16 protein-coding genes and 4 pseudogenes are annotated in these 21,056 nt (G+C 63.3%); 6 read left to right on the forward strand and 14 right to left on the reverse strand.

What is annotated here, in order from left to right:
- Positions 1–33: 33 nt before the first annotated feature.
- From folP to ACS13N_RS17375, 3 genes are all read right to left on the reverse strand, one after another.
- Positions 34–897, reverse strand: coding sequence for a dihydropteroate synthase (folP, locus tag ACS13N_RS17365; RefSeq protein WP_438932883.1), 864 nt, complete (start codon positions 895–897; stop codon positions 34–36).
- Between the two features lie 144 nt (positions 898–1,041).
- Entirely contained in the window at positions 1,042–2,925 is a 1,884-nt protein-coding gene (gene ftsH, locus ACS13N_RS17370; protein ID WP_438932778.1) for an ATP-dependent zinc metalloprotease FtsH, read from the reverse strand.
- A gap of 131 nt (positions 2,926–3,056) precedes the next feature.
- Entirely contained in the window at positions 3,057–3,722 is a 666-nt protein-coding gene (locus ACS13N_RS17375) for an RlmE family RNA methyltransferase (RefSeq protein ID WP_124383627.1), read from the reverse strand.
- A 96-nt stretch (positions 3,723–3,818) separates the two neighbouring features.
- On the opposite strand from ACS13N_RS17375, the gene ACS13N_RS17380 reads away from it, so the two are divergent.
- Positions 3,819–4,319: a YhbY family RNA-binding protein gene (locus ACS13N_RS17380; RefSeq protein ID WP_438932779.1), complete on the forward strand. Its 501-nt coding sequence runs from the start codon at positions 3,819–3,821 to the stop codon at positions 4,317–4,319.
- Between the two features lie 58 nt (positions 4,320–4,377).
- On the opposite strand, the gene ACS13N_RS17385 is transcribed toward ACS13N_RS17380, so the two are convergent.
- The 8 genes from ACS13N_RS17385 to gloB all read right to left on the reverse strand — a co-directional run bounded on the left by ACS13N_RS17385 (position 4,378) and on the right by gloB (position 15,538).
- Complete coding sequence (locus tag ACS13N_RS17385; protein ID WP_438932884.1) at positions 4,378–4,845, reverse strand: DUF4149 domain-containing protein; 468 nt, start codon at positions 4,843–4,845, stop codon at positions 4,378–4,380.
- Positions 4,846–4,869: 24 nt separating this feature from the next.
- Entirely contained in the window at positions 4,870–5,346 is a 477-nt protein-coding gene (gene greA, locus ACS13N_RS17390) for a transcription elongation factor GreA (protein ID WP_438932780.1), read from the reverse strand.
- A 211-nt stretch (positions 5,347–5,557) separates the two neighbouring features.
- On the reverse strand, positions 5,558–8,803 hold the full coding sequence (gene carB / locus ACS13N_RS17395; protein ID WP_438932781.1) for a carbamoyl-phosphate synthase large subunit: 3,246 nt from the start codon (positions 8,801–8,803) through the stop codon (positions 5,558–5,560).
- A 16-nt stretch (positions 8,804–8,819) separates the two neighbouring features.
- Positions 8,820–9,494 (reverse strand): leucine efflux protein LeuE, encoded by a 675-nt coding sequence (leuE, locus tag ACS13N_RS17400; protein WP_438932782.1) that lies wholly within the window; start codon positions 9,492–9,494, stop codon positions 8,820–8,822.
- Positions 9,495–9,510: 16 nt separating this feature from the next.
- On the reverse strand, positions 9,511–10,647 hold the full coding sequence (carA, locus tag ACS13N_RS17405; protein ID WP_438932783.1) for a glutamine-hydrolyzing carbamoyl-phosphate synthase small subunit: 1,137 nt from the start codon (positions 10,645–10,647) through the stop codon (positions 9,511–9,513).
- A gap of 330 nt (positions 10,648–10,977) precedes the next feature.
- Positions 10,978–12,876 carry a propionate--CoA ligase gene (prpE, locus tag ACS13N_RS17410; RefSeq protein WP_438932784.1) on the reverse strand — a complete coding sequence of 633 codons (1,899 nt, stop codon included), beginning with the start codon at positions 12,874–12,876 and terminating at the stop codon, positions 10,978–10,980.
- 153 nt (positions 12,877–13,029) lie between these two features.
- Positions 13,030–14,559, reverse strand: coding sequence for a transglycosylase SLT domain-containing protein (locus ACS13N_RS17415; RefSeq protein WP_438932785.1), 1,530 nt, complete (start codon positions 14,557–14,559; stop codon positions 13,030–13,032).
- Between the two features lie 139 nt (positions 14,560–14,698).
- On the reverse strand, positions 14,699–15,538 hold the full coding sequence (gene gloB / locus ACS13N_RS17420; RefSeq protein WP_438932786.1) for a hydroxyacylglutathione hydrolase: 840 nt from the start codon (positions 15,536–15,538) through the stop codon (positions 14,699–14,701).
- On the opposite strand from gloB, the gene ACS13N_RS17425 reads away from it, so the two are divergent.
- From ACS13N_RS17425 to ACS13N_RS17440, 4 genes are all read left to right on the forward strand, one after another.
- Positions 15,537–16,445: a class I SAM-dependent methyltransferase gene (locus ACS13N_RS17425; protein WP_438932787.1), complete on the forward strand. Its 909-nt coding sequence runs from the start codon at positions 15,537–15,539 to the stop codon at positions 16,443–16,445. The genes gloB and ACS13N_RS17425 overlap by 2 nt on opposite strands.
- Before the next feature lie 55 nt (positions 16,446–16,500).
- A complete protein-coding gene (gene rnhA, locus ACS13N_RS17430) occupies positions 16,501–16,956 on the forward strand; it encodes a ribonuclease HI (RefSeq protein WP_039597562.1) in 456 nt (151 codons plus the stop codon).
- A 184-nt stretch (positions 16,957–17,140) separates the two neighbouring features.
- On the forward strand, positions 17,141–17,419 hold the full coding sequence (locus ACS13N_RS17435; protein WP_438932788.1) for a DUF1488 domain-containing protein: 279 nt from the start codon (positions 17,141–17,143) through the stop codon (positions 17,417–17,419).
- Positions 17,420–17,588: 169 nt separating this feature from the next.
- Positions 17,589–18,080 (forward strand): hypothetical protein, encoded by a 492-nt coding sequence (locus ACS13N_RS17440; protein WP_438932789.1) that lies wholly within the window; start codon positions 17,589–17,591, stop codon positions 18,078–18,080.
- 28 nt (positions 18,081–18,108) lie between these two features.
- On the opposite strand, the pseudogene ACS13N_RS17445 reads toward ACS13N_RS17440, so the two are convergent.
- Positions 18,109–18,573, reverse strand: a pseudogene (locus tag ACS13N_RS17445) (SpoVR family protein); the annotation flags it as partial.
- On the opposite strand from ACS13N_RS17445, the pseudogene ACS13N_RS17450 reads away from it, so the two are divergent.
- Positions 18,573–19,029 (forward strand): annotated as a pseudogene (locus ACS13N_RS17450) (SpoVR family protein); the annotation flags it as partial. The pseudogenes ACS13N_RS17445 and ACS13N_RS17450 sit on opposite strands and share 1 nt — an antisense overlap.
- Before the next feature lie 695 nt (positions 19,030–19,724).
- On the opposite strand, the pseudogene ACS13N_RS17455 reads toward ACS13N_RS17450, so the two are convergent.
- Both ACS13N_RS17455 and ACS13N_RS17460 read right to left on the reverse strand, forming a co-directional pair.
- Positions 19,725–20,005 (reverse strand): annotated as a pseudogene (locus ACS13N_RS17455) (DUF1488 domain-containing protein).
- A 177-nt stretch (positions 20,006–20,182) separates the two neighbouring features.
- A pseudogene (locus ACS13N_RS17460) lies at positions 20,183–20,641 on the reverse strand (ribonuclease H family protein).
- Positions 20,642–21,056 lie beyond the last annotated feature (415 nt).

A 21,056-nucleotide genomic window follows, 5' to 3' on the forward strand; every position in this document is an offset into this window, starting at 1 on the left:
TCGACCCCCAGCCGCGCTAGGCCGGGGCGGCTGTCATGCGAGTGGCGGATTCACGCTTTCGTGACGCATCGCCCACCAGACCTGAATCGCTTCCACAGTCAGCCGCACGTCGTGCACGCGCACGATGAAAGCGCCCCGCTCCGCCGCCAACAGCGCGGCAGCCACACTGGCCGTAATGCGCTCGGCCGGCGGCTTGCCGCCCAGCACCGCACCAAGGGTGGATTTGCGGGACAGGCCTGCCAACAACGGTAACCCGATCCGTTCAAACTGTGCCAAACGATTGAGCATGGTGAGATTGTGATCCGGCGTCTTGCCAAAGCCAAATCCTGGGTCTAGCGAGATGCGCTCGGGCGCGACGCCAGCAACCGTCAGCGCTTTCGTCTGCATGCGCAGGAAGGTTTCCACCTCCCCCATCAGGTCCGAATAGCTGGGCGCCTCCTGCATCGTTTCCGGATCGCGCTGCATGTGCATGATGCACAGGCCTGCACTGCCGTCAGCCACCGCCTCGATGGCGCCAGGGCGACGGAAACCCCAGATGTCGTTGATCAAGTCAGCGCCGGCATCCAGCGTGGCGCGCATTACCTCAGGCTTGTAGGTGTCGATCGACAGCGCTTTGCCGCACTCGTGCAGCGCCTCGACAATGGGCAGCACACGATCCAACTCTTCTTGCAAACCCAGCGGCTCGGCGCCCGGGCGGCTCGATTCGCCACCGATGTCGATCATATCGACACCTTCAGCGATCAGTTGCTCGGCGTGGCGCAGTGCGGCATCGCGCGTGGCATGCTGGCCGCCATCGGAAAACGAATCGGGCGTGACGTTGAGGATGCCCATGACCAGCGGGCGCCGATTACGCGCGTAGCGGAAACGTCCGCACTGGAAGTGCGTTGTGATGGGGATGGAAGCAGACAAGATAGGTGGACGGGAATGCTGCGCAGGACCGAAATGTTACGCCAGGCACGCCAAAAAGGCGCCCACAAAAAAGCCGGTGCGTTTGGCACCGGCTCTTCTGCGTCGCCGCCAGGGCGACAGACTAACGGGTCATCAAGCCGTGGCGGGCACGTTGCCCGGGTTCGCGGCGGGGGTACCACCACCCGGCGGCGTACTGCCACCGCCGGTCGAACCGTAACGCGGCGGACGCGGCGGCTTGCCATCCATGATGTCGTTGACCTGGTCAGCGTCGATGGTTTCCCACTCGAGCAGCGCGGCAGTCATGGCTTCCACCTTGTCGCGGTTCGCTTCCAGCAGCCCCTTGGCCAGGGCGTACTGCTCGTCAACGATGCGGCGGATTTCCGAATCGACCTTTTGCTGGGTCGCTTCAGACACCGTCTTCGATGCCATGCGACCGAAGAAGCCGTCCTGCTCGGTATCGACATACACCATGGTGCCAAGCGTGTCGCTCATGCCGTAGCGCGTCACCATGTCGCGGGCCATCTTGGTGGCACGCTCGAAGTCGTTGGAGGCGCCGGTGCTCATTGCGCCCAAGAACACCTCTTCCGCAGCACGACCGCCGAACAGAATGGCGACCTCTTCAAGCATCGTGTCCTTGTAGGCGTAATGCTTGTCGTGCTCCGGCAGTTGCCAGGTCAGACCACCAGCCCAGCCGCGCGGCATGATCGTGACCTTGTGCACCGGGTCAGCCTTCGGCAGCAGCTTGGCGACCACCGCGTGGCCCGACTCGTGATATGCCGTGGCCTTGCGCTCTTCTTCGCGGATCACGGCCGACTTGCGCTCCGGCCCCATGTAGATCTTGTCCTTGGCATCTTCGAAGTCCTGCATATCGACCACGCGCTTGTTACGGCGTGCGGCAAACAGCGCAGCTTCGTTGACGAGGTTGGCCAGATCAGCGCCCGAGAAGCCCGGCGTGCCACGTGCCAGCACCGACGCATCCACGTCGTTGCCGATCGGCACCTTGCGCATGTGGACCTTCAGGATCTGCTCGCGGCCGCGAATGTCCGGCAGGCCAACATAGACTTGGCGGTCAAAACGGCCCGGGCGCAGCAGCGCCTTGTCGAGCACGTCTGCACGGTTAGTCGCAGCGATGACGATCACACCCGAGTTGGCCTCGAAACCGTCCATCTCGACCAGCATCTGGTTCAGGGTCTGCTCACGCTCGTCGTTACCGCCGCCCATACCTGCACCGCGATGGCGACCGACCGCGTCGATTTCGTCGATGAACACGATGCAAGGCGCCTGCTTTTTGGCGTTCTCGAACATATCGCGCACGCGGGCCGCGCCCACGCCGACGAACATCTCAACGAAGTCCGAACCGGAGATGCTGAAGAACGGCACCTTGGCTTCACCGGCAATAGCACGTGCCAGCAGCGTCTTACCGGTACCCGGGGGGCCCACCAGCAACACGCCGCGTGGGATACGCCCACCCAGCTTCTGGAATTTCTGCGGATCTTTCAGGAAGTCGACCAACTCGACGACTTCTTCCTTCGATTCGTCACACCCTGCCACGTCAGCAAACGTGACGCTGTTGTTATTCTCATCGATCAACCGCGCTCGGGACTTGCCGAACGAAAAGGCGCCGCCTTTCCCGCCGCCTTGCATCTGCCGCATCATGTAGAACCAGAACACGATGATCAGCAGCGTGGGGCCGAGATAGTAAAGCGCGGTCAGGAGCACACCTTGCTCTTCTTCCGCCTTACCGGTCACCTGCACGCCGTACTTCATCAGGTCGCCGACCATCCAGATGTCGCCCGGCGAGATGATGGAATACTTGTTGCCCTCGTTGGGCGTGACCAGCAGCGTGCGGCCCTGCACTTCAACGCGCTTGACCTTGCCGGACTTCGCATCGTCCATGAATTGCGAGTACGTCACACCCTCTTGGGCGCGTGGCTTGTCGAACTGCTTGAAGACGGTGAACAGCACCAAGGCAATCACCAGCCAGATGGCCGCCTTCTGAAACCAGTTGTTATTCAAGGCGAGACTCCTTTAGAAATGCCTTGACGGGATGCTTGGCATTGTAATGCACGGATACCGCCGCGGGTTGATTGCCCGCAAGACCGTCGACCACCCGGCCCTGTCACCCGATCTTTCCTGAGTAACGTCCGTCAGCCCGGATGCTTGAGCTGGCGGCCCAGCAGAAACGTCTCGGACGACTTGTCGCGGGAGGCCTTGGGCTTGCGCGGCGCCACGATCTTGAAATGGCGCTTGAACATCTCGACGATCTGACTATAGCCGCTGCCGTGGAAACATTTGATCAGCAGCGCGCCCTCGGGTTTCAGGTGCGCCATGGCAAATTCCACGGCCAGCTCGGCGATGTGCTCCATGCGCGCGGCGTCCGCCGACGCCACACCCGAGAGGTTGGGGGCCATATCGGACAAAACAAGGTCCACTTTGCCCCCGCCGGTCGCTTCCAGCACGATTTCTTCCAACTGACGGAAAACGTCATCCTCGCGGAAGTCACCCTGGATGAATTCGACGTCGGCGATGGCCTCCATCGGCAGGATATCGATGGCGACGATGGCGCCATCGATGCGGCCGTCCTTGGCGCGCGGCGAGGCGGCCAGCTTGTTGCGCACGTACTGGCTCCAGCTGCCCGGCGCAGCACCCAGGTCAACGATGACCTGGCCCGGCTTGATCAGCTTATCCTGCTCGTCGATCTCCTTGAGCTTGTAGGCGGCGCGCGCGCGGTAGCCCTCGCGCTGCGCCAGCTTCACGTACGGATCGTTGATATGGTCGTGCAGCCACGACTGGTTGAACTTGTTCTTTGCCATCGAATTGATTGCCTCGCCGCCTAAAAATGGCGGCTAGGGCTGATTTTGGCGGATAATACGCGCCGTTTGTCTTTTTGCGCGATCCCGCCCTCATTTATGCCTGCCCTCATCCTCACCCCTGCCCAACGATCGGAACTGCGCTCGGAAGCGCATGCGTTGAACCCGGTCGTCATCATCGGTGCGGAGGGTCTGACCAAGGCCGTTCTGGCCGAAATCGACCGCTCGCTGGCGTCCCACGGGCTGATCAAGATTCGCGTGTTCGGCGATGACCGTGAAGCCCGCATCGAGCTCTACGACACCATCTGCTCGCGCCTGCAGGCTGCACCCGTGCAGCACATCGGCAAACTGCTGGTGATCTGGCGCGAAGGTCCGGCCTACCTGAAGGAAAACCAGCCGAAGGACATCCGGCCGCCGCGCAAGACCACTGTCGGCGCCGGCCCGCGCTCCGTTACGGTGCGCAAGCCGAATCCGAACAGCGCTCGCCGCCCGAAGCCGGTCCGCTTGAGTGTGCTCGGCAACGAGCGCGTCACGGCCGGTGGCAACGTCAAGCGCGCCAAACCGCGCCAAACCAGTCAGAAGAAGAAGGCACTGTCCTGATCTGACTCTGGCCCCGCACAGAAAACGACCGGCTTTTTAGCCGGTCTTTTCTTTTGCCTCAGGTGGGCTGCTGAATACCGGCTGTTTTCCAGATCAGGGCAAGGCCAAACAGACTTTGCACCAAGTAGAACACGCTCGACACACCATGCAGCATGCCGAACTGGGCCCGGTATGCCGAGTCACCGACGGCCAGACCTTGGGCCGCCGCCTGCTCACGCAGTGAAGCCATGAACGGTTGCAGCCCAAAGTAGCCGACCAGCACGCACACCAGCATCCCCAGCACCAGCCAGCGCAGCCGCTTGTAACCGCTCTGTCCGCGCCGCACCAATGCGGTGGCAGCCAGCAGCAACAAACAACCTGCTGCCAGACCAATCCACGCTTCTGCGTGGAACAGCCGGCCGGCTATCGAACCGGCCAACTGACGGTCATCCAGCATGGCAAACAGCGTCGGGGCGACGATGTAGCCGATGGTCCAGAGCGATCCGCACCATACCGTGGCAAGCAGCTGAAAGAAGCGCTGGGGCATGGTGGTCATTCCGGCCGGAGGTGATTAGAGGTACTTGACTGCCAGGACTTCGTACTCGCGTTCGCCGCCCGGGGCGATCACGGTGGCGACGTCGCCTTCGAACTTGCCGATCAGCGCACGGGCGATCGGCGAGCTGATCGAGATCTTGCCGGTTTCCAGATCAGCCTCGTCATCGCCAACGATCTGGTACGTCACGGGCTTGCCCGAATCCAGGTCTTCCAGGTCGATGGTGGCACCGAAGACCACACGACCCTCGGCGTCGAGTTCGGACGGATCGATAATATTCGCAGCCGACAGCTTGCCTTCGATTTCCTGGATGCGGCCTTCGATAAAGCCCTGGCGCTCCTTGGCGGCATCGTAGTCAGCGTTCTCGGACAGATCGCCCTGGGCACGTGCCTCGGCGATGGCGGTAACGACGGCCGGACGCTCCTTGGTCTTCAGACGTTGGAGTTCGTCTTTCAGCATCTCGGCACCGCGCTTGGTGATCGGAATGGTGCTCATAGTGGGTAATTCGGAATCACAAAAAAATCAGCCGCTGCGAAGCGGGAGGGCGCGTAGCGCACACCCGCCTGACGGCGGCTGTCGTTGTTTTGACACGGACGCTGTAGTGTAGGCGAACCGCCTAGAGGCGGCAACTGCCCCACCTTAGGCGGTTTACCGCGACGCTATGCCGCGTCGCGGTGCCTGCTCGTGGCGTTATCGGGCTCCGGGCTTACAGGGTGGCGTGCAGACCTTGGAGGTCATACACGTCCAGATGTTGCATGTGCTTCAGGCCTTCCACTGCGGCGCGGGCGCCGGCAATGGTCGTGTAGTACGTCACACGCTGGGCCAGCGCCGCTTGGCGGATCGAGCGCGAGTCAGCAATCGCGGTACGCGTTTCGTCGACGGTCGTGAACACGAGTGCGATCTCGCTGTTCTTGATCATGTCGACGATGTGCGGACGGCCTTCCTTCACCTTGTTGATCACACGCACCGGAATGCCGGCAGCTTCGATGGCCGAAGCCGTGCCGCGCGTCGCCACAATCGGGTAGCCCAGCGTATGCAGCGCGCGGGCGACTTCCACCGCGGCCGGCTTGTCGCTGTCCTTGACCGTCATCAGCACGGTGCCCTTCTCGGGCAGGCGCGAACCAGCGGCGAGCTGGCTCTTGAAGAGCGCCTCGCCGAAGGTCTTGCCGACGCCCATCACTTCGCCCGTGGAGCGCATTTCGGGTCCAAGCACCGGGTCAACACCCGGGAACTTGTTGAACGGGAACACGGCTTCCTTGACGCTGTAGTACGCCGGCACGACTTCCTTCTCGATGCCTTGCGAATCGAGCGACTGGCCTGCCATGCAGCGCGCCGCCACCTTGGCCAGCGAGACGCTGGTCGCCTTCGACACGTACGGCACCGTACGCGAGGCGCGCGGGTTCACTTCCAGCACGTAGACGATGTCTTGGCCATCGCGTTGCTGAATGGCGAACTGCACGTTCATCAGGCCGACCACGTTCAGCGCCTTGGCCATTGCGGCGGTCTGGCGCTTGAGTTCGTCAACGGTGGCTTGCGACAGCGAATACGGCGGCAGCGAACAAGCCGAATCACCCGAGTGCACGCCAGCCTGCTCGATGTGCTCCATCACGCCGCCGATGAAGACGCGCTTGCCGTCGGAGAGGCAATCCACGTCGCATTCGATGGCGTCGTTCAGGAAGCGGTCGAGCAGCACAGGGCTGTCGTTCGACACCTTCACGGCTTCGCGCATGTAGCGCTCGAGGTCGCGCGGCTCGTGCACGATTTCCATCGCGCGGCCACCCAGCACGTACGACGGGCGCACCACCAGCGGGTAGCCGATCTCTTCGGCCAGCTTCAGCGCTTCGTCTTCAGCGCGCGCGGTGCGGTTGGGCGGCTGACGCAGGCCCAGCTCGTGCAGCAGCTTCTGGAAGCGCTCACGGTCTTCGGCCGCATCGATCATGTCCGGCGACGTACCGATGATGGGCACGCCGTTGGCTTCCAGATCCAGCGCGAGCTTCAGCGGGGTCTGGCCGCCGTACTGCACGATCACGCCGACCGGCTTTTCCTTGTCGACGATTTCGAGCACGTCTTCCAGCGTCACCGGCTCGAAGTACAGGCGATCAGACGTGTCGTAGTCGGTCGAAACGGTTTCCGGGTTGCAGTTGACCATGATGGTCTCGTACCCGTCTTCGCGCAGTGCCAGCGCGGCGTGCACGCAGCAGTAGTCGAACTCAATGCCTTGGCCGATCCGGTTCGGGCCACCGCCCAGCACCATGATCTTCTTGTTGTTGGTCGGCTCGGCTTCGCACTCGCCGTGCTCGGCTTCGTACGTCGAGTACAGGTATGCGGTGTTGGTGGCGAACTCAGCCGCGCAGGTGTCCACACGCTTGTAGACCGGACGGACCTTCTCGGCGATACGCTTCTCGCGCACGGCCTTGGCGGTCGTCTTGGTCAGCTTGGCCAGGCGACGGTCGGAGAAGCCCTTCTGCTTGAGCAGACGCAGTTCGGCGGCCGACAGGCTATCCAACGCGCGAGCCTTGACCAGCGCTTCGGTCTTGACAATGTCTTCGATCTGCGCGAGGAACCACGGGTCCACTGCCGTTTCGGCATAGACCTCGTCGATCGACAGGCCCAGGCGGAATGCATCGCCCAGATACCAGATGCGATCCGGACCGGCTTCGCCGATCTCTTCGATAATCTCGTCGCGGTCGGTCGACTTTTCGTCCAGACCATCCACCCCGACTTCCAGGCCGCGCAGTGCCTTCTGGAACGATTCCTGGAAGGTCCGGCCCATGGCCATCACCTCGCCCACCGACTTCATCTGCGTGGTCAGGTGGCTGTCGGCCTGCGGGAATTTTTCGAACGCGAAACGCGGCACCTTGGTGACCACGTAGTCGATCGACGGCTCGAACGACGCCGGGGTCGCGCCGCCGGTGATCTCGTTCTTCAGTTCGTCCAGCGTGTAGCCCACGGCCAGCTTGGCGGCAACCTTGGCGATCGGGAAACCGGTGGCCTTCGACGCCAGCGCCGACGAACGCGACACGCGCGGGTTCATCTCGATGACGATCATGCGACCGTCCTTCGGGTTGATCGAGAACTGCACGTTCGAACCGCCCGTATCGACACCGATCTCACGCAGCACAGCCAGCGAGGCGTTACGCAGGATCTGGTATTCCTTGTCGGTCAGCGTCTGTGCCGGGGCCACGGTGATGGAGTCACCGGTGTGGATGCCCATCGGGTCCAGGTTTTCGATCGAGCAGACGATGATGCAGTTGTCGGCCTTGTCGCGCACGACCTCCATCTCGTATTCCTTCCAGCCGAGCAGCGATTCCTCGATCAGCAGCTCGTTGGTCGGCGAAAGGTCGAGACCGCGCTTGCAGATCTCTTCGAATTCTTCCCGGTTGTAGGCGATGCCACCGCCGGTGCCGCCCAGCGTGAACGACGGACGGATCACGATCGGGTAGCCGCTGGTGCCGGTTTCGCGCGCGATCTGCGATTGCACGGCCACGGCTTCGTCCATCGAATGCGCAATGCCCGACTTGGCCGAACCGAGGCCGATCTTCGTCATTGCGTTCTTGAACTTCTGGCGGTCTTCCGCCTTGTCGATGGCCTCCGGCGACGCGCCGATCAGCTCGACGTTGTACTTCTCGAGCACGCCGTGGCGGTGCAGGTCCAGCGCGCAGTTCAGCGCGGTCTGGCCACCCATGGTCGGCAGGATCGCGTCCGGGCGCTCCTTGGCGATGATGCGCTCAACCACTTCCCAGGTGATCGGCTCGATGTAGGTCACATCGGCCGTGCTGGGGTCCGTCATGATCGTGGCCGGGTTGCTGTTGACCAGGACCACCTTGAAGCCTTCTTCACGGAGCGCCTTGCAAGCCTGCGCGCCGGAGTAATCGAACTCGCACGCCTGGCCGATGATGATCGGACCCGCGCCGATGATCAGGATGGTTTTAATGTCTGTACGTTTTGGCATAACCCGCTCGATTCGATTAATTCAGTGTGGCCGTCGCCAGCTTGGCGGAAAAGCCGATAAACATGGCGCCGACGCCGCTGCTCATACCGGCAGACAAACGTCGTCGCGCGCGGAACGCCGCGGCCAGCCGCGCGCCCACGAAGATGATGGTGGTCAGGTACAGGAAGCTGCAGACCTGGCAGACCAGCCCCAGTACGACGAACGACACCACCGGCAATGCGTAGTGCGGATCGACGAACTGGATGAAGAACGAGATGAAGAACAGGATCGCCTTCGGGTTCAGCAGGCTGATGATCAGCGCCTTCTTGAACGGATGGGATTCATCGGCCGGGGCCGCGTTCTGTTCGGTCGACTCGCCGGCCTTGCGTGCGCGCCAGCTGTTCACCGCGCCGCGCAGCATCTGCAGGCCGATCCACGCCAGGTACGCCGCACCGATGTATTTCACGACGTAGAACAGCGCCGGACTCGCCTTCAACAGCGAAGCCACACCCGCCGCCGACAGCACCATCAGGATGGCATCGCCCAGGAACACGCCGCATGCGCCCTGGTAGCCCGCGCGCACACCGCGACGGGCCGCCACCGACAGCACGTACATCGAGTTCGGCCCCGGCAACAGCACGATGAAGATCGTGCCGAGCAGGAAGGTCCAGAACTCGGTGATGCCGAAGTGGGCGAGCATGAAGGCGTTCATGGCGATCTCGTTTGCCTTACCGCTTGGCTGCGTCCATCGCCGCGGTGAAGCGGTCGAACAGATACGCGATGTCGTGCGGGCCGGGCGACGCTTCCGGGTGACCCTGGAAGCAGAATGCCGGGCGGTCCGTCAGCTCGAAGCCCTGCAGCGTGCCGTCGAACAGCGAGACGTGCGTCACGCGTGCATTGGCGGGCAGCGAGTCCGGGTCCACCGCAAAGCCGTGGTTCTGCGAGGTGATGACCACGCGGCCGTCCTGCAGATCCTTCACCGGGTGGTTGGCGCCGTGGTGGCCGGTCTTCATCTTGAGCGTCTTGCCACCGACGGCCAGGCCCATGATCTGGTGACCCAGGCAGATGCCGAACGTCGGGAGGCGACGGTCCAGGAATTCCTTGGCGGCAGCGATGGCGTAATCGCACGGTTCCGGATCGCCAGGGCCGTTGGAGAGAAACACGCCGTCCGGGTTGTGCGCCAGCACGTCGGCGGCGCTGGTTTGCGCCGGCACCACCGTCACACGGCAGCCGCGCTCGGCCAGCATGCGCAGGATGTTGAACTTGACGCCGAAGTCATACGCAACCACGTGATACTTCGGGGCTTCCTGCTTGCCGTAGCCGCGGCCCAGTTCCCATTCGGTCTGGGTCCACTCGTACGGCTCGGTGACGGACACCACCTTCGCCAGGTCCATGCCCGACAGGCCCGGGAACGAGCGCGCCAGGTCGATGGCCTTCTGCACGTTGTCTTCGCCGGCGAGGATGCAGCCGTTCTGGGCGCCCTTCTCGCGCAGGATGCGGGTCAGCTTGCGGGTATCGATACCGGCAATGGCGACGACCTTCTCGCCCTTCAGGTAATGCGAGAGCGAATGCTCCTTGCGGAAGTTCGACGCGAGGATCGGCAGATCCTTGATGATGAGGCCGGCGGCATGGACTTTCGTGGCTTCGACGTCCTCACGGTTCACGCCGACGTTACCGATATGCGGGTACGTGAGCGTGACGATCTGGCGCGAGTAGCTCGGATCGGTAAGGATTTCCTGATAACCAGTGATGGCGGTGTTGAACACCACTTCGCCGATCGTATGACCGGCTGCACCGATGGAATAGCCACGAAAGACCGTGCCGTCTGCAAGCGCGAGAATGGCGGGCGGGAAAGACGGCAACACGGGTAGCTCCTGCTGGATTCACCCTGTGCCGACCTGAACACCTTGGCGCCATACGGAATTCCGGCTGCGCGGAATCCGGGCCGTTTGCGCGTCGTGACTGGGGCAGAACTCACCGAGAAACGAGGCAGACGGGGCGGCAGGCGGGAGGTAGGAAGCGGTTGGCGCTAGGGTGATGGGTTTCTGAACTCAAACCTAACAAGTATACCCGCGCGCCGCAAAAAACTCAATGAAAGGAAGGACTTAACGGCGGGTAGCCCGCCAATTGTGACGTCCCGCCGTGCCCGATGCCCTGCTTCCAGACCTGCGAGAGCATCACTTTTCTGTGCGCCACTACCCCTGCATGGCGGCCTGCACTTGTGCCAGCGCAGTCGGGTCCTCAATGGTGGTCAGATCGCCCGGATCGCGCCCTTCGGCCACCGCCTGCATGGCTCGCCGCAACAGCTTGCCCGAGCGCGTCTTGGGCAACGCATTGACGAAAAACACGCGCGACGGCCGCGCCACCGCACCGAGTTGCGCCTCCACGGTACGCATGAGTTCCCCCTCCAGCGCAAGGCGATCGGTTGGCTCTGCGACGCGTGACGCGTCGCGCACGATGGCAAAGCCCATCGCCACCTGCCCTTTGAGCTGGTCAGCCACCCCCACCACAGCCACCTCGGCGATGGCCGGATGCGACGACAGGCTCTCTTCGATCTCGCGCGTGCCCAGGCGATGGCCGGCCACGTTGATCACGTCGTCGGTGCGACCAAGGATGGTGACGTAGCCCTCCGCATCTCGCACGCCCCAATCGAAGCTGGAGTAAATCTGACCGCCCGGAAAGGCGGACCAGTACGTCTTGAGGAAGCGCGCATCATCGCGCCAGACCGTGCTCATGCAGCCCGGTGGCAGCGGCGCCGTCACGGCCAGCAACCCCTTCTCGCCGGGTGCGCAAGGCTGGCCGGTCGCCTCGTCGAGGATGTCGAGCTTGTAGCCGTAGACCGGGAAACCAGGTGAACCCAGCTTTTGCGTCGACGGCTCCACGCCCTGCGGGATGGCCAGCATCGGCCAGCCGGTTTCGGTCTGCCAGTAGTTGTCGACGATGGGCTTTTGCAGCGCCTCGCCGATCCAGCTCGCGGTCGGCTCGTCCAGCGGTTCGCCCGCCAGGAATAAGCGGCGCAGGCTGGACAGGTCATGCCGATGCAGCAGCGCCGGATCCTGCTTCTTGAGCACGCGAATGGCCGTCGGCGCCGTGAACATCACGTTCACGCGGTATTGCTCGACAATGCGCCACCAGATGGCGCCGTCTGGGCGGATGGGCGTGCCCTCGTACATCACCGTCGTCAGGCCAGCAAGCAGCGGCGCATAGACGATGTAGCTGTGGCCGACCACCCAGCCGACATCCGACGCGGTGAACATTGTGTCGCCGGCCTGCGCGCCGAAGATCAGCGGTATCGACGCGGCCAATGCCACCGCATAGCCACCCGTGTCGCGCTGAACGCCCTTGGGCTTGCCCGTCGTGCCCGAGGTGTAGAGGATGTACGAGGGCTCGCTCGACTCCATCCACTCGCACGGCACGTCGGCATTCGCATGCTCGCCGCCAAGCGCGGCGTAGTCGACGTCACGTGCGTTGTGCTGTATCGGCGCCAGCTTGCGGTTGACCAGCAGCACGCGCTCCGGCTTGTGCACTGCCAGATCGATGGCGGCGTCGAGCAACGGCTTGTACTCAACAACCTTGCCGGCACGCGAACCTGCATCGGCGCTGACGATGACGCGCGGCGTGGCATCGTCAATGCGCGTGGCCAGGCTGTTCGATGCGAAGCCGCCGAACACCACCGAGTGGATCGCCCCAATGCGCGTGCAGGCCAGCATGGCAAACGCGGCCTCGGGAATCATCGGCAGGTAGATCAGCACTCGATCGCCCCGCTTGACGCCCAGCGCCTGCAGGCTGGCTGCCATGCGATTGACCTCGCGATGGAGCTGGCGATACGTGTATGTCGTCTCGATACCGGTTTCGGTGGAGACATACACCAGTGCCGCCTGCTCACCACGCGTGGCGAGATGCCGATCGACCGCGTTGTGGCACAGATTGGTGCGCCCGCCGACGAACCAGCGGGCAAACGGCAGGCGCGAATCGTCGAGCACGGCGGAATATGGCGTCTGCCAGTCGATGCGCTGGGCCTGCTCGTGCCAGAAGGCAGAAGGATCGTCGACGGAACGCTGATACAGCGCGCGGTATGCGGCGGACATGGGCATGACGTTGTCTCCTGGCCGGTCCGCTGCGTGGCGTGCCGGCTCAATATTCGATGTGCTCGATGCGGCTACTGTGCGACCGCCAACTTACGCGGGTCTTACCACAGTCCAAAAAGAAAACGGCGCCCCGCAGGACGCCGCTTCAGTTTGCCAGCTTCAGCGCTTCTTGCGCTTGGCCGATGTGCTTGCCACCGGCCTAGCCTTGACCACCGGCTTGCCGGCCACCTTGGCCGTCGGCACCCGCCCGGTCGACGCCGTCGTCGACGCTGCCGATACGCGCACTGCACGCACACGACCACCGCCCCGCGCCTGCGGCAGCATCAGCACCACGCTGTGCCCCCGCGGGATCGCATCGCCCGGCAGCTGGTTCCACGCACGGATCTGCGCCACCGACACGCCATAGCGCCGCGACAGCCCTGCAACCGTATCACGCTTGCCGGCACGCACCACGACCTTTCTCAGGTCCGGCATGTCGGGTTCGACGGCCATGGTGGCGTTCTCCGCCAGTTCAGGGCTGATATCCGGCGCATCGTCCTTGGCACCGTCCGCGCGCGGCACAACCACCGTGGAACCGGCCTTCAAGCGCATACCCTTGGGAATGCGGTTGATCTCGCGGATGGTGTCGGGGTCAACCTTCAACCGTGCCGCCAGGGCTTCCACACGTTCACGGTTGCCCACTGTCACCGCCGTCCAGCTCGACAGCCCGCCGCGATACGTGTTCAGGTTGTACTGAAACGTTTCCGCGTTGTCGTACGGAAGCAAGATCTGCGGGTTCGAGGCCCCCAGGATCACCGGCCGGTTGAACGAGGGGTTGAGCGCCTTGAACTCGTCCATCGGCAAATTGGCCAGCTTGGCCGCCAGCGTCACGTCGATATCACGCGAGGTGGTAACGGTAACGAAGTACGGGTGGTTCGGGATATCCGGCAACCTGACGCCGTAGCGATCCGGGTTGGCGATGATGTTCTTCACCGCCTGGAGCTTCGGCACGTACATGCGCGTCTCGGCCGGCATGTTCAGGTTGACGTAGTCCGTCGACAGGCCCGCCGCCTGGTTGCGCGCAATCGCCCGGGCGACCGAGCCCTCGCCCCAGTTATAGGCGGCCAGCGCCAATTGCCAGTCGCCAAACTGATCGTGCAGCTTGGAGAGGTAGTCCAGCGCGGCGTCGGTCGAGGCGAGCACGTCGCGGCGCTCGTCCTGGAAGACGTTCTGCTTGAGGTTGTAGGTTCTGCCGGTACTGGGGATGAACTGCCACATCCCGGCTGCCTTGGCACTCGACACTGCCTGCGGGTTAAACGCGCTCTCCACGAACGGCAGCAACGCCAGTTCGGTGGGCATGTTGCGGCGCTCCAGCTCTTCGACGATGTGATACAGATAGCGGTTCGAGCGCTCGACCATGCGCTGGAACGCTTCCGGGCGCTGCGCATACCAATCGGCACGGTCATCCACGGCCGAGCTTTGCAGATCGGGCATGGAGAAGCCTTGGCGAATGCGCGCCCAGAGATCCTTGGCCGGCCCTTTCAGGGAAGCCACGGGCTGCTGATCAACATTGACGACCGGCGCATTTCGGCCGGAAGTGGAGGCAGAGGCGCTTGTACTGGCAGTGTCGGCATTCGGAGCGGGAGCCGTAGCACAGGCCGCGAGAAGCAGACTGAGCACAGATGCCGCAAGAAGTCGCACGGATCGCATCAAGTTCTGAGGGGTTGGACCTAAAAATTGCCCCAGATAGTAAGAAACGCATCCCGCCACGTCAACCCGCGTAGACCCTGTGCTTGCCTCGGCAAGCATCTTGGCACGCAGGCCGTGATCCGCCGCGCGGCACGTAATCTCAACGGAAACCGTTCTTCCACTCGCGCAAAGCGGCGAATACGGCCACCGGATCTTTTGCGTCGATGCCAGCGTGGCGAGCTGCCGCTTGCATCACTTCAGACTCATCCGATCGCATGAACGGGTTGGTCGCGCACTCGTGGCCGATGGTGGTGGGTACGGTCGAGCGACCCTCGGCCCGCAACGCCGCAACCTCATCTTCCCAGGCCGCCAGGTCGGCGTTGCCCGGCTCGACCGCGCGCGCAAAGCGCACATTCGAAGCGGTGTATTCATGCGCACAGTAAACACGGGTGTCCGGTGCCAGCGCGGCCAGCTTGGCCAGCGACGACCGCATCTGCGCAGGCGTGCCCTCGAAGAGCCTGCCGCAACCGGTGACGAATAACGTATCGCCGCAAAACAGGCTGGCGGGGGCCTTGTCGCCTTGCAGATGACCAACGTAGGCAACGTGGCCACTGGTGTGGCCCGGCACATCAATCACGCGGAACGTGGCAGCCGGTTGCGCAAGCGTGACGATGTCGCCTTCGTGCACGGCCTGGGTGCGGCACGGGATGGATTCGCCAGCCGGACCGATCACCGGCAGCGGTGCACCTTCGGGATTCTCCGGATACGCCGCGACCAGTTCTCGCACCCCGCCGACGTGATCGCCGTGATGATGTGTGATTACAATGGCACCGAGCGCGAGCCCGCGCTCCTGGAGGAAGCGCAGCACGGGTTGCGCGTCGCCTGGGTCCACAACAGCAGCCACGCGGCCATCGTGAAGCGCCCAAATATAGTTGTCGGCAAACGCAGCGATCGCCTCTACCTCAAGTGCTACTTCCGACGGCACACCACCCTGGACCATGCCTGACTCCTCTAACGATCGCCGCATTATAGATTGGCACCACTGGCTGGCTTCGCCACCTGGACAATACGTCCTGCGTTGGGAGCAGGCGCAATTCGATCGCACCGTCGCCGATATGTTCGGCTTTCACGCGCTGCAACTGGGCCACCCGGGCTTTGGCGCGCTGCGCGAGAACCGTATCCCACTGATTGCGCGCGTGATCGACGATATCGACCCGACCGCTCCCATTGAAACGCTCGACCCGATGGACGGCGACCCGGCCGAGCCCGCAGACGCCTCCGCCGACGGCGAGACCGACACCGGCGCCCCACAGCGCCAGGCCAAGCCCCGCGTGATCTGCCGCTACGATGAACTGCCCTTCGCCTCGCAAAGTATCGACCTGGTGGCCCTGCCCCACGTGCTGGAGTTCACAGACGACCCGCACGAAGTGCTGCGTGAGGTGGCGCGCGTGCTGATGCCTGAAGGGCGATTGATCATCACCGGCTTCAACCCGTTGAGCCTCTGGGGCATGCGCCAGGGCATGCGGCGCCTGGGTACGGAATCGTTCCTGCCCGCGCAGAGCCAGATGATTGCCTTCACCCGCCTGAAGGACTGGCTCAAGCTGCTCGGATTTGATATCGTGCGCGGCCGTTTCGGCTGCTACCGGCCGCCCAACCGCACCGAGAAGTGGCTGCAGCGCACGGCCTTCATGGAAAAGGCCGGCGATCGCTGGTGGCCGATCTTCGGAGCGGTCTACATGTTGCAGGCCGTCAAGCGCGTGCGCGGCATGCGCATGATTGGCCCCGCGTGGAAGACCCGCAAGTCGCCCGCGCTGGTGCCGGCCGGCACACCAGTCGCCACGCCGTCGGGTTCGCATTCGACCAAGACACCGCCGGCCGCCGCGTGCGACGGCAAATCGGGCGCGTAACTTCAGTCGATCGGCACCACCGCCCTCTCACCACTCACTGATCGCTTTCGTATTCATGCAGGAAGTCACCGTCTATTCCGATGGCGCATGCAAGGGCAACCCCGGCCTTGGCGGCTGGGGCACCGTGCTCGTCTCGGGCGGCCACGAAAAAGAACTCTTTGGCGGCGAAGCCGTCACCACTAACAATCGCATGGAGCTGATGGCCGTGATTGAGGCGTTTCGCGCGCTCAAGCGGCCGTGCCGGGTCAAGGTCTACACCGATTCGCAGTACGTGCAGAAAGGCATCAGCGAGTGGCTAGCCGGCTGGAAAGCCCGCGGCTGGAAGACCGCCGACAAGAAACCCGTGAAGAACGACGACCTATGGCGCATCCTCGATGAACTCGTCGTCACGCATGAGGTGAGCTGGCACTGGGTCAAGGGCCATGCTGGCCACCCGGGCAATGAGCGCGCCGATGCGCTCGCCAACAAGGGCGTGGAGCTGGCGCGCCAGGCAATTCAGACCGGCGCCTGATGCTCACTTGCAGGCGCGCAGGTGGACGCGCAATGTCATCGACTGTGCAAAGCGTGCAGCAGAAGAAACCCAGTTTGACGCTAGTCCAAACCGCTTCGTAACGACGTTGCATTCATCCACTCGCGCCATACACTGGAGCAAAGGCGGCACACAGTGCATCGTCATTTTTTCATGGAGGCCGGCCATGAAATCGATCGAATTCCACGCAGGCACGCCACGTTACTGTGCGGCAGATCTCACTCTCACCTGTTCTGCCAGCGTTGACGGCACCTACGCCTGCTACGCAGTGACGGCGGAGGCACTGGAAGAGCACTTCGGCGCCCGCTCCTGGCGGCAGGAAGATCTGCTGCAAGCCATGGAGACCCACCGGGGGACCATCGAAGACATGGCGCGCTCGCTGTTCAAGCTGACAGATTCGCATGACATCGTGCTGCGCAGCGGACACTTCCGCTTTGGCATGTAGCTCAGCATCTCAGGAGGTGACGTCACCCCGGTTGCGTCACCTGCCAGGCACGTTCGCCCGCACCAGAACAGCGAACGGCCTTGGGGACCCGGGGGAGAAAGGGGCGCCATGCGGGACAGCGGACAACATCGGCAGGGCCTCGCCACACACCCATTTTTGGAGGCACGCCGTGCAAGCACCGATCGATCTCTCTCTCGAAGTCTTTCGCACTCAGCTACAAACCGCCCTGCACACCCTGACCACTCTGGAGGAAACACAAGAACGCGCGCTCAAGATCACGCTCAAGGGCGTGGAAGATGCGGAACGGCGCGCACTGCAAGCCTGCGCCTCGGTTTCCGAGGCCGCCAACTGGGAAGACCTGGCCGCGCTGCCAGCCGCCTTGCTGCAAACCCGCATCGAGCAAAGCAGTCGCCTCTTCCAAACCTTCCTGAGCATGGTGAGCGAGCAGCAGAACGCCCTGCTGCAACAGGCCACCACATCAGCGGAAGCCTGGCGCACGCTGGCGACACATTGGGGAGATGAACCGATGATCGCGCCAGTCCGCGCCCTGTTCGGCGCGCTGGGGACCGCAGAACCGCCGGGCATGCCGCAAACGCTTCAGCCTGCAGAAAAGAAAAAGGCAAGCGTAAAAAACGCTGAGCCCGCCGCCCCGGCGGTGTGAGCACAGCCACTCACCGACGGTTGACGCGCTAGTCAGGCTTGCACTCGTACTTCATCTCGCGCCGACCGTCTTCGTAGACCACTTCCAGCCGGCAGGTGAAGCCCCAGAGCCGGGTGACGTGGCGGACCATCTCTTCGTAGTTGCTGCCCAGGGGGCGGCGGTTGTTCTGCTGATGCCGCATGGTCAACGAACGATCACCGCCCACGTCCACATTGGTGACCTGGATGTTCGGCTCGATGTTCGACAAGTCGTACTGGCTCGCCAGCAACTGGCGGATCATGCGATAGCCCTCATCGTCGTGGATGGCGGTCACGCGCAGCTTGGGCTCGCGGTCATCATCCAGCACCGAGAACAACTTCAGCTCACGAATCACCCGCGGCGACAGGAACTGCAGCAAGAAGCTCTCGTCCTTGAAGTTGCGCATGGCAAAGTCGAGCGTCTCCTGCCAGTCACTGCCGGCAATCTCGGGCGCCCAGCGGAAATCTTCATCGGTCGCCGACCGATGAAGACTCCGCTGGGCGCCCCGAGTGCCGGCAGTGACTGGCAGGAGACGCTCGACTTTGCCATGCGCAACTTCAAGGACGAGAGCTTCTTGCTGGTCCTCCTCACAGCGGGTAATTCGTGAGCTGAAGTTGTTCTCGGTGCTGGATGATGACCGCGAGCCCAAGCTGCGCGTGACCGCCATCCACCAGACGATGAGGGCTATCGCATGATCCGCCAGTTGCTGGCGAGCCAGTACGAGACTGTCGAACATCGAGCCGAACATCAGGTCCACCAATGTGGACGTGGGCGGTGATCGTTCGTTGACCATGCGGCATCAGCAGAACAACCGCCGCCCCCTGGGCAGCAACTACGAAGAGATGGTCCGCCACGTCACCCGGCTCTGGGGGTTCACCTGCGGCTGGAAGTGGTGCGAGGCGCGAGATGAAGCATGTGCAAGCCTGACTAGCGCGTCAACCGTCGGTGAGTGGCTGTGCTCACGCACGGGGCGGCGGGCTCAGCGTTTTTTACGCTTGCCTTTTTCTTTCTGCAGGCTGAGAGCGTTTTGGGCATGCCCCACGGTCTGCAGTCCCCCAGCGCGCCGAACAGGGCGCGGACTGGCGCGATCATGGGTTGGGGGCTTTCTTCTTGCCAATGTGTCGCCAGCGTGCGCCAGGCTTCCGCTGATGTGGTGGCCTGTTGCGCGCGGGGCGTTCTGCTGCTCGCTCACCATGCTCAGGAAGGTTTGGAAGAGGCGACTGCTTTGCTCGATGGGTTTGGGGCGGAGCGGGGCTCGGCGGCGCGGCCAGGTCTTCCAGTTGGCGGCCTGGAAACCGGGACGGAGCAGGCGAGTGCGCGCCGTTCACATCTTCCCACGCCCTTCAGCGTGATCTTGAGCGCGCGTTCTTGTGTTTCCTCCAGAGTGGTCAGGGTGTGCAGGGCAGTTTTGTAGCTGAGTGCGAAAGACTTCGAGGAGAGATCGATCGGTGCTTGCACGGCGTGCCTCCAAAAATGGGTGTGTGGCGAGGCCCTGCCGATGTTGTCCCGCTGTCCGCATGGCGCCCCTTTCTCCCGGGTCCCCAAGGCCGTTCGCTGTTCTGGTGCGGGCGAACGTGCCTGAGGCAGGTGACGCAACCGGGGTGCGTCACCTCCTGAGATGCTGAGCTACATGCCAAAGCGGAAGTGTCCGCTGCGCAGCACGATGTCATGCGAATCTGTCAGCTTGAACAGCGAGCGCGCCATGTCTTCGATGCGCCCGGTGGGTCTCCATGGCTTGCAGCAAATCTTCCTGCCGCCAGGAGCGGGCGCGAAGTGCTCTTCCAGTGCCTCCGCCGTCACTGCGTAGCAGGCGTAGGTGCCGTCAACGCTGGCAGAACAGGTGAGAGTGAGAATGCTCCCGCGCGGTAACGTGGCGTGCCTGCGTGGAATTCAATGTCATCAGCCAGCCTCAAAAAATGACGAATGCACTGTGTGCCGCCTTTGCTCCAGTGTATGGCGCGAGTGGATGGAGTGCAACGTCGTTACGAAGCGGTTTGGACTAGCGTCGAACTAGGGTTTCTTCTGCTGCACGCTTTGCACAGTCGATGACATTGCGCGTCCACCTGCGCGCCTGCAAGTGAGCATCAGGCGCCGGTCTGAATTGCCTGGCGCGCCAGCTCCACGCCCTTGTTGGCGAGCGCATCGGCGCGCTATTGCCCGGGTGGCCGGCGTGCCACCTTGACCCAGTGCCGCTCACCTCATGCGTGACGACGAGTTCATCGAGGATGCGCCATAGGTCGTCGTTCTTCACGGGTTTCTTGTCGGCGGTGCTTTCCAGCCGCGGGCTTTCCAGCCGGCTAGCCACTCGCTGATGCCTTTCTGCACGTTGCTTGCGAATCGGTGTAGACCTTGACCCGGCACGGCCGCTTGACGCACGAGAAACGCCTCAATCACCGCAGCGGGGGAGGCCCATGCGATTGTTTATGGTGACGGCTTCGCCGCCAAAGATTACTTTTGGTCGCCCGAGACGAGCACGGTGCCCGCCGCCAAGGCCGGGGTTGCCCTTGCATGCGCCATCGGTCATAGACGGTGACTTCCTGCATCGAATACGAAAGCGATCAGTGAGTGGTGAGAGAGGGCGGTGGTGCCGATCGAGCTGAAGTTACGCGCCCGATTTGCCGTCGCACGCGGCGGCCGGCGGTGTGAGTTCGATCGAATTCCCCGACACAGTGGCGACTGGTGCCGGCCGCGCCGCACGCGGGCGACTTCAGTCCACGCGGGGCGAGGATGCCGCGCACGCGCTTGACGGCCTCGACATGTAGACCGCCACCCGAAGATCGGCAGGCCCATGGCCAGTTCCAGGCCGTGCGCTGCAGCCACTTCTCGGTGCCGCCAGCGCTGCGTAGCAGCCGAAACGGCCGCGCACGATATCAATCCGAGTTGACCAGTCCTTCAGGCGGGTGAAGGCAATCAGTCTGGTTCTGCGCCGTTCCGTACCCAGGCACAGTGCCCCCAGAG

The sequence above is a fragment of the Ralstonia sp. 24A2 genome (assembly GCF_051783885.1).
GTDB lineage: Bacteria > Pseudomonadota > Gammaproteobacteria > Burkholderiales > Burkholderiaceae > Ralstonia.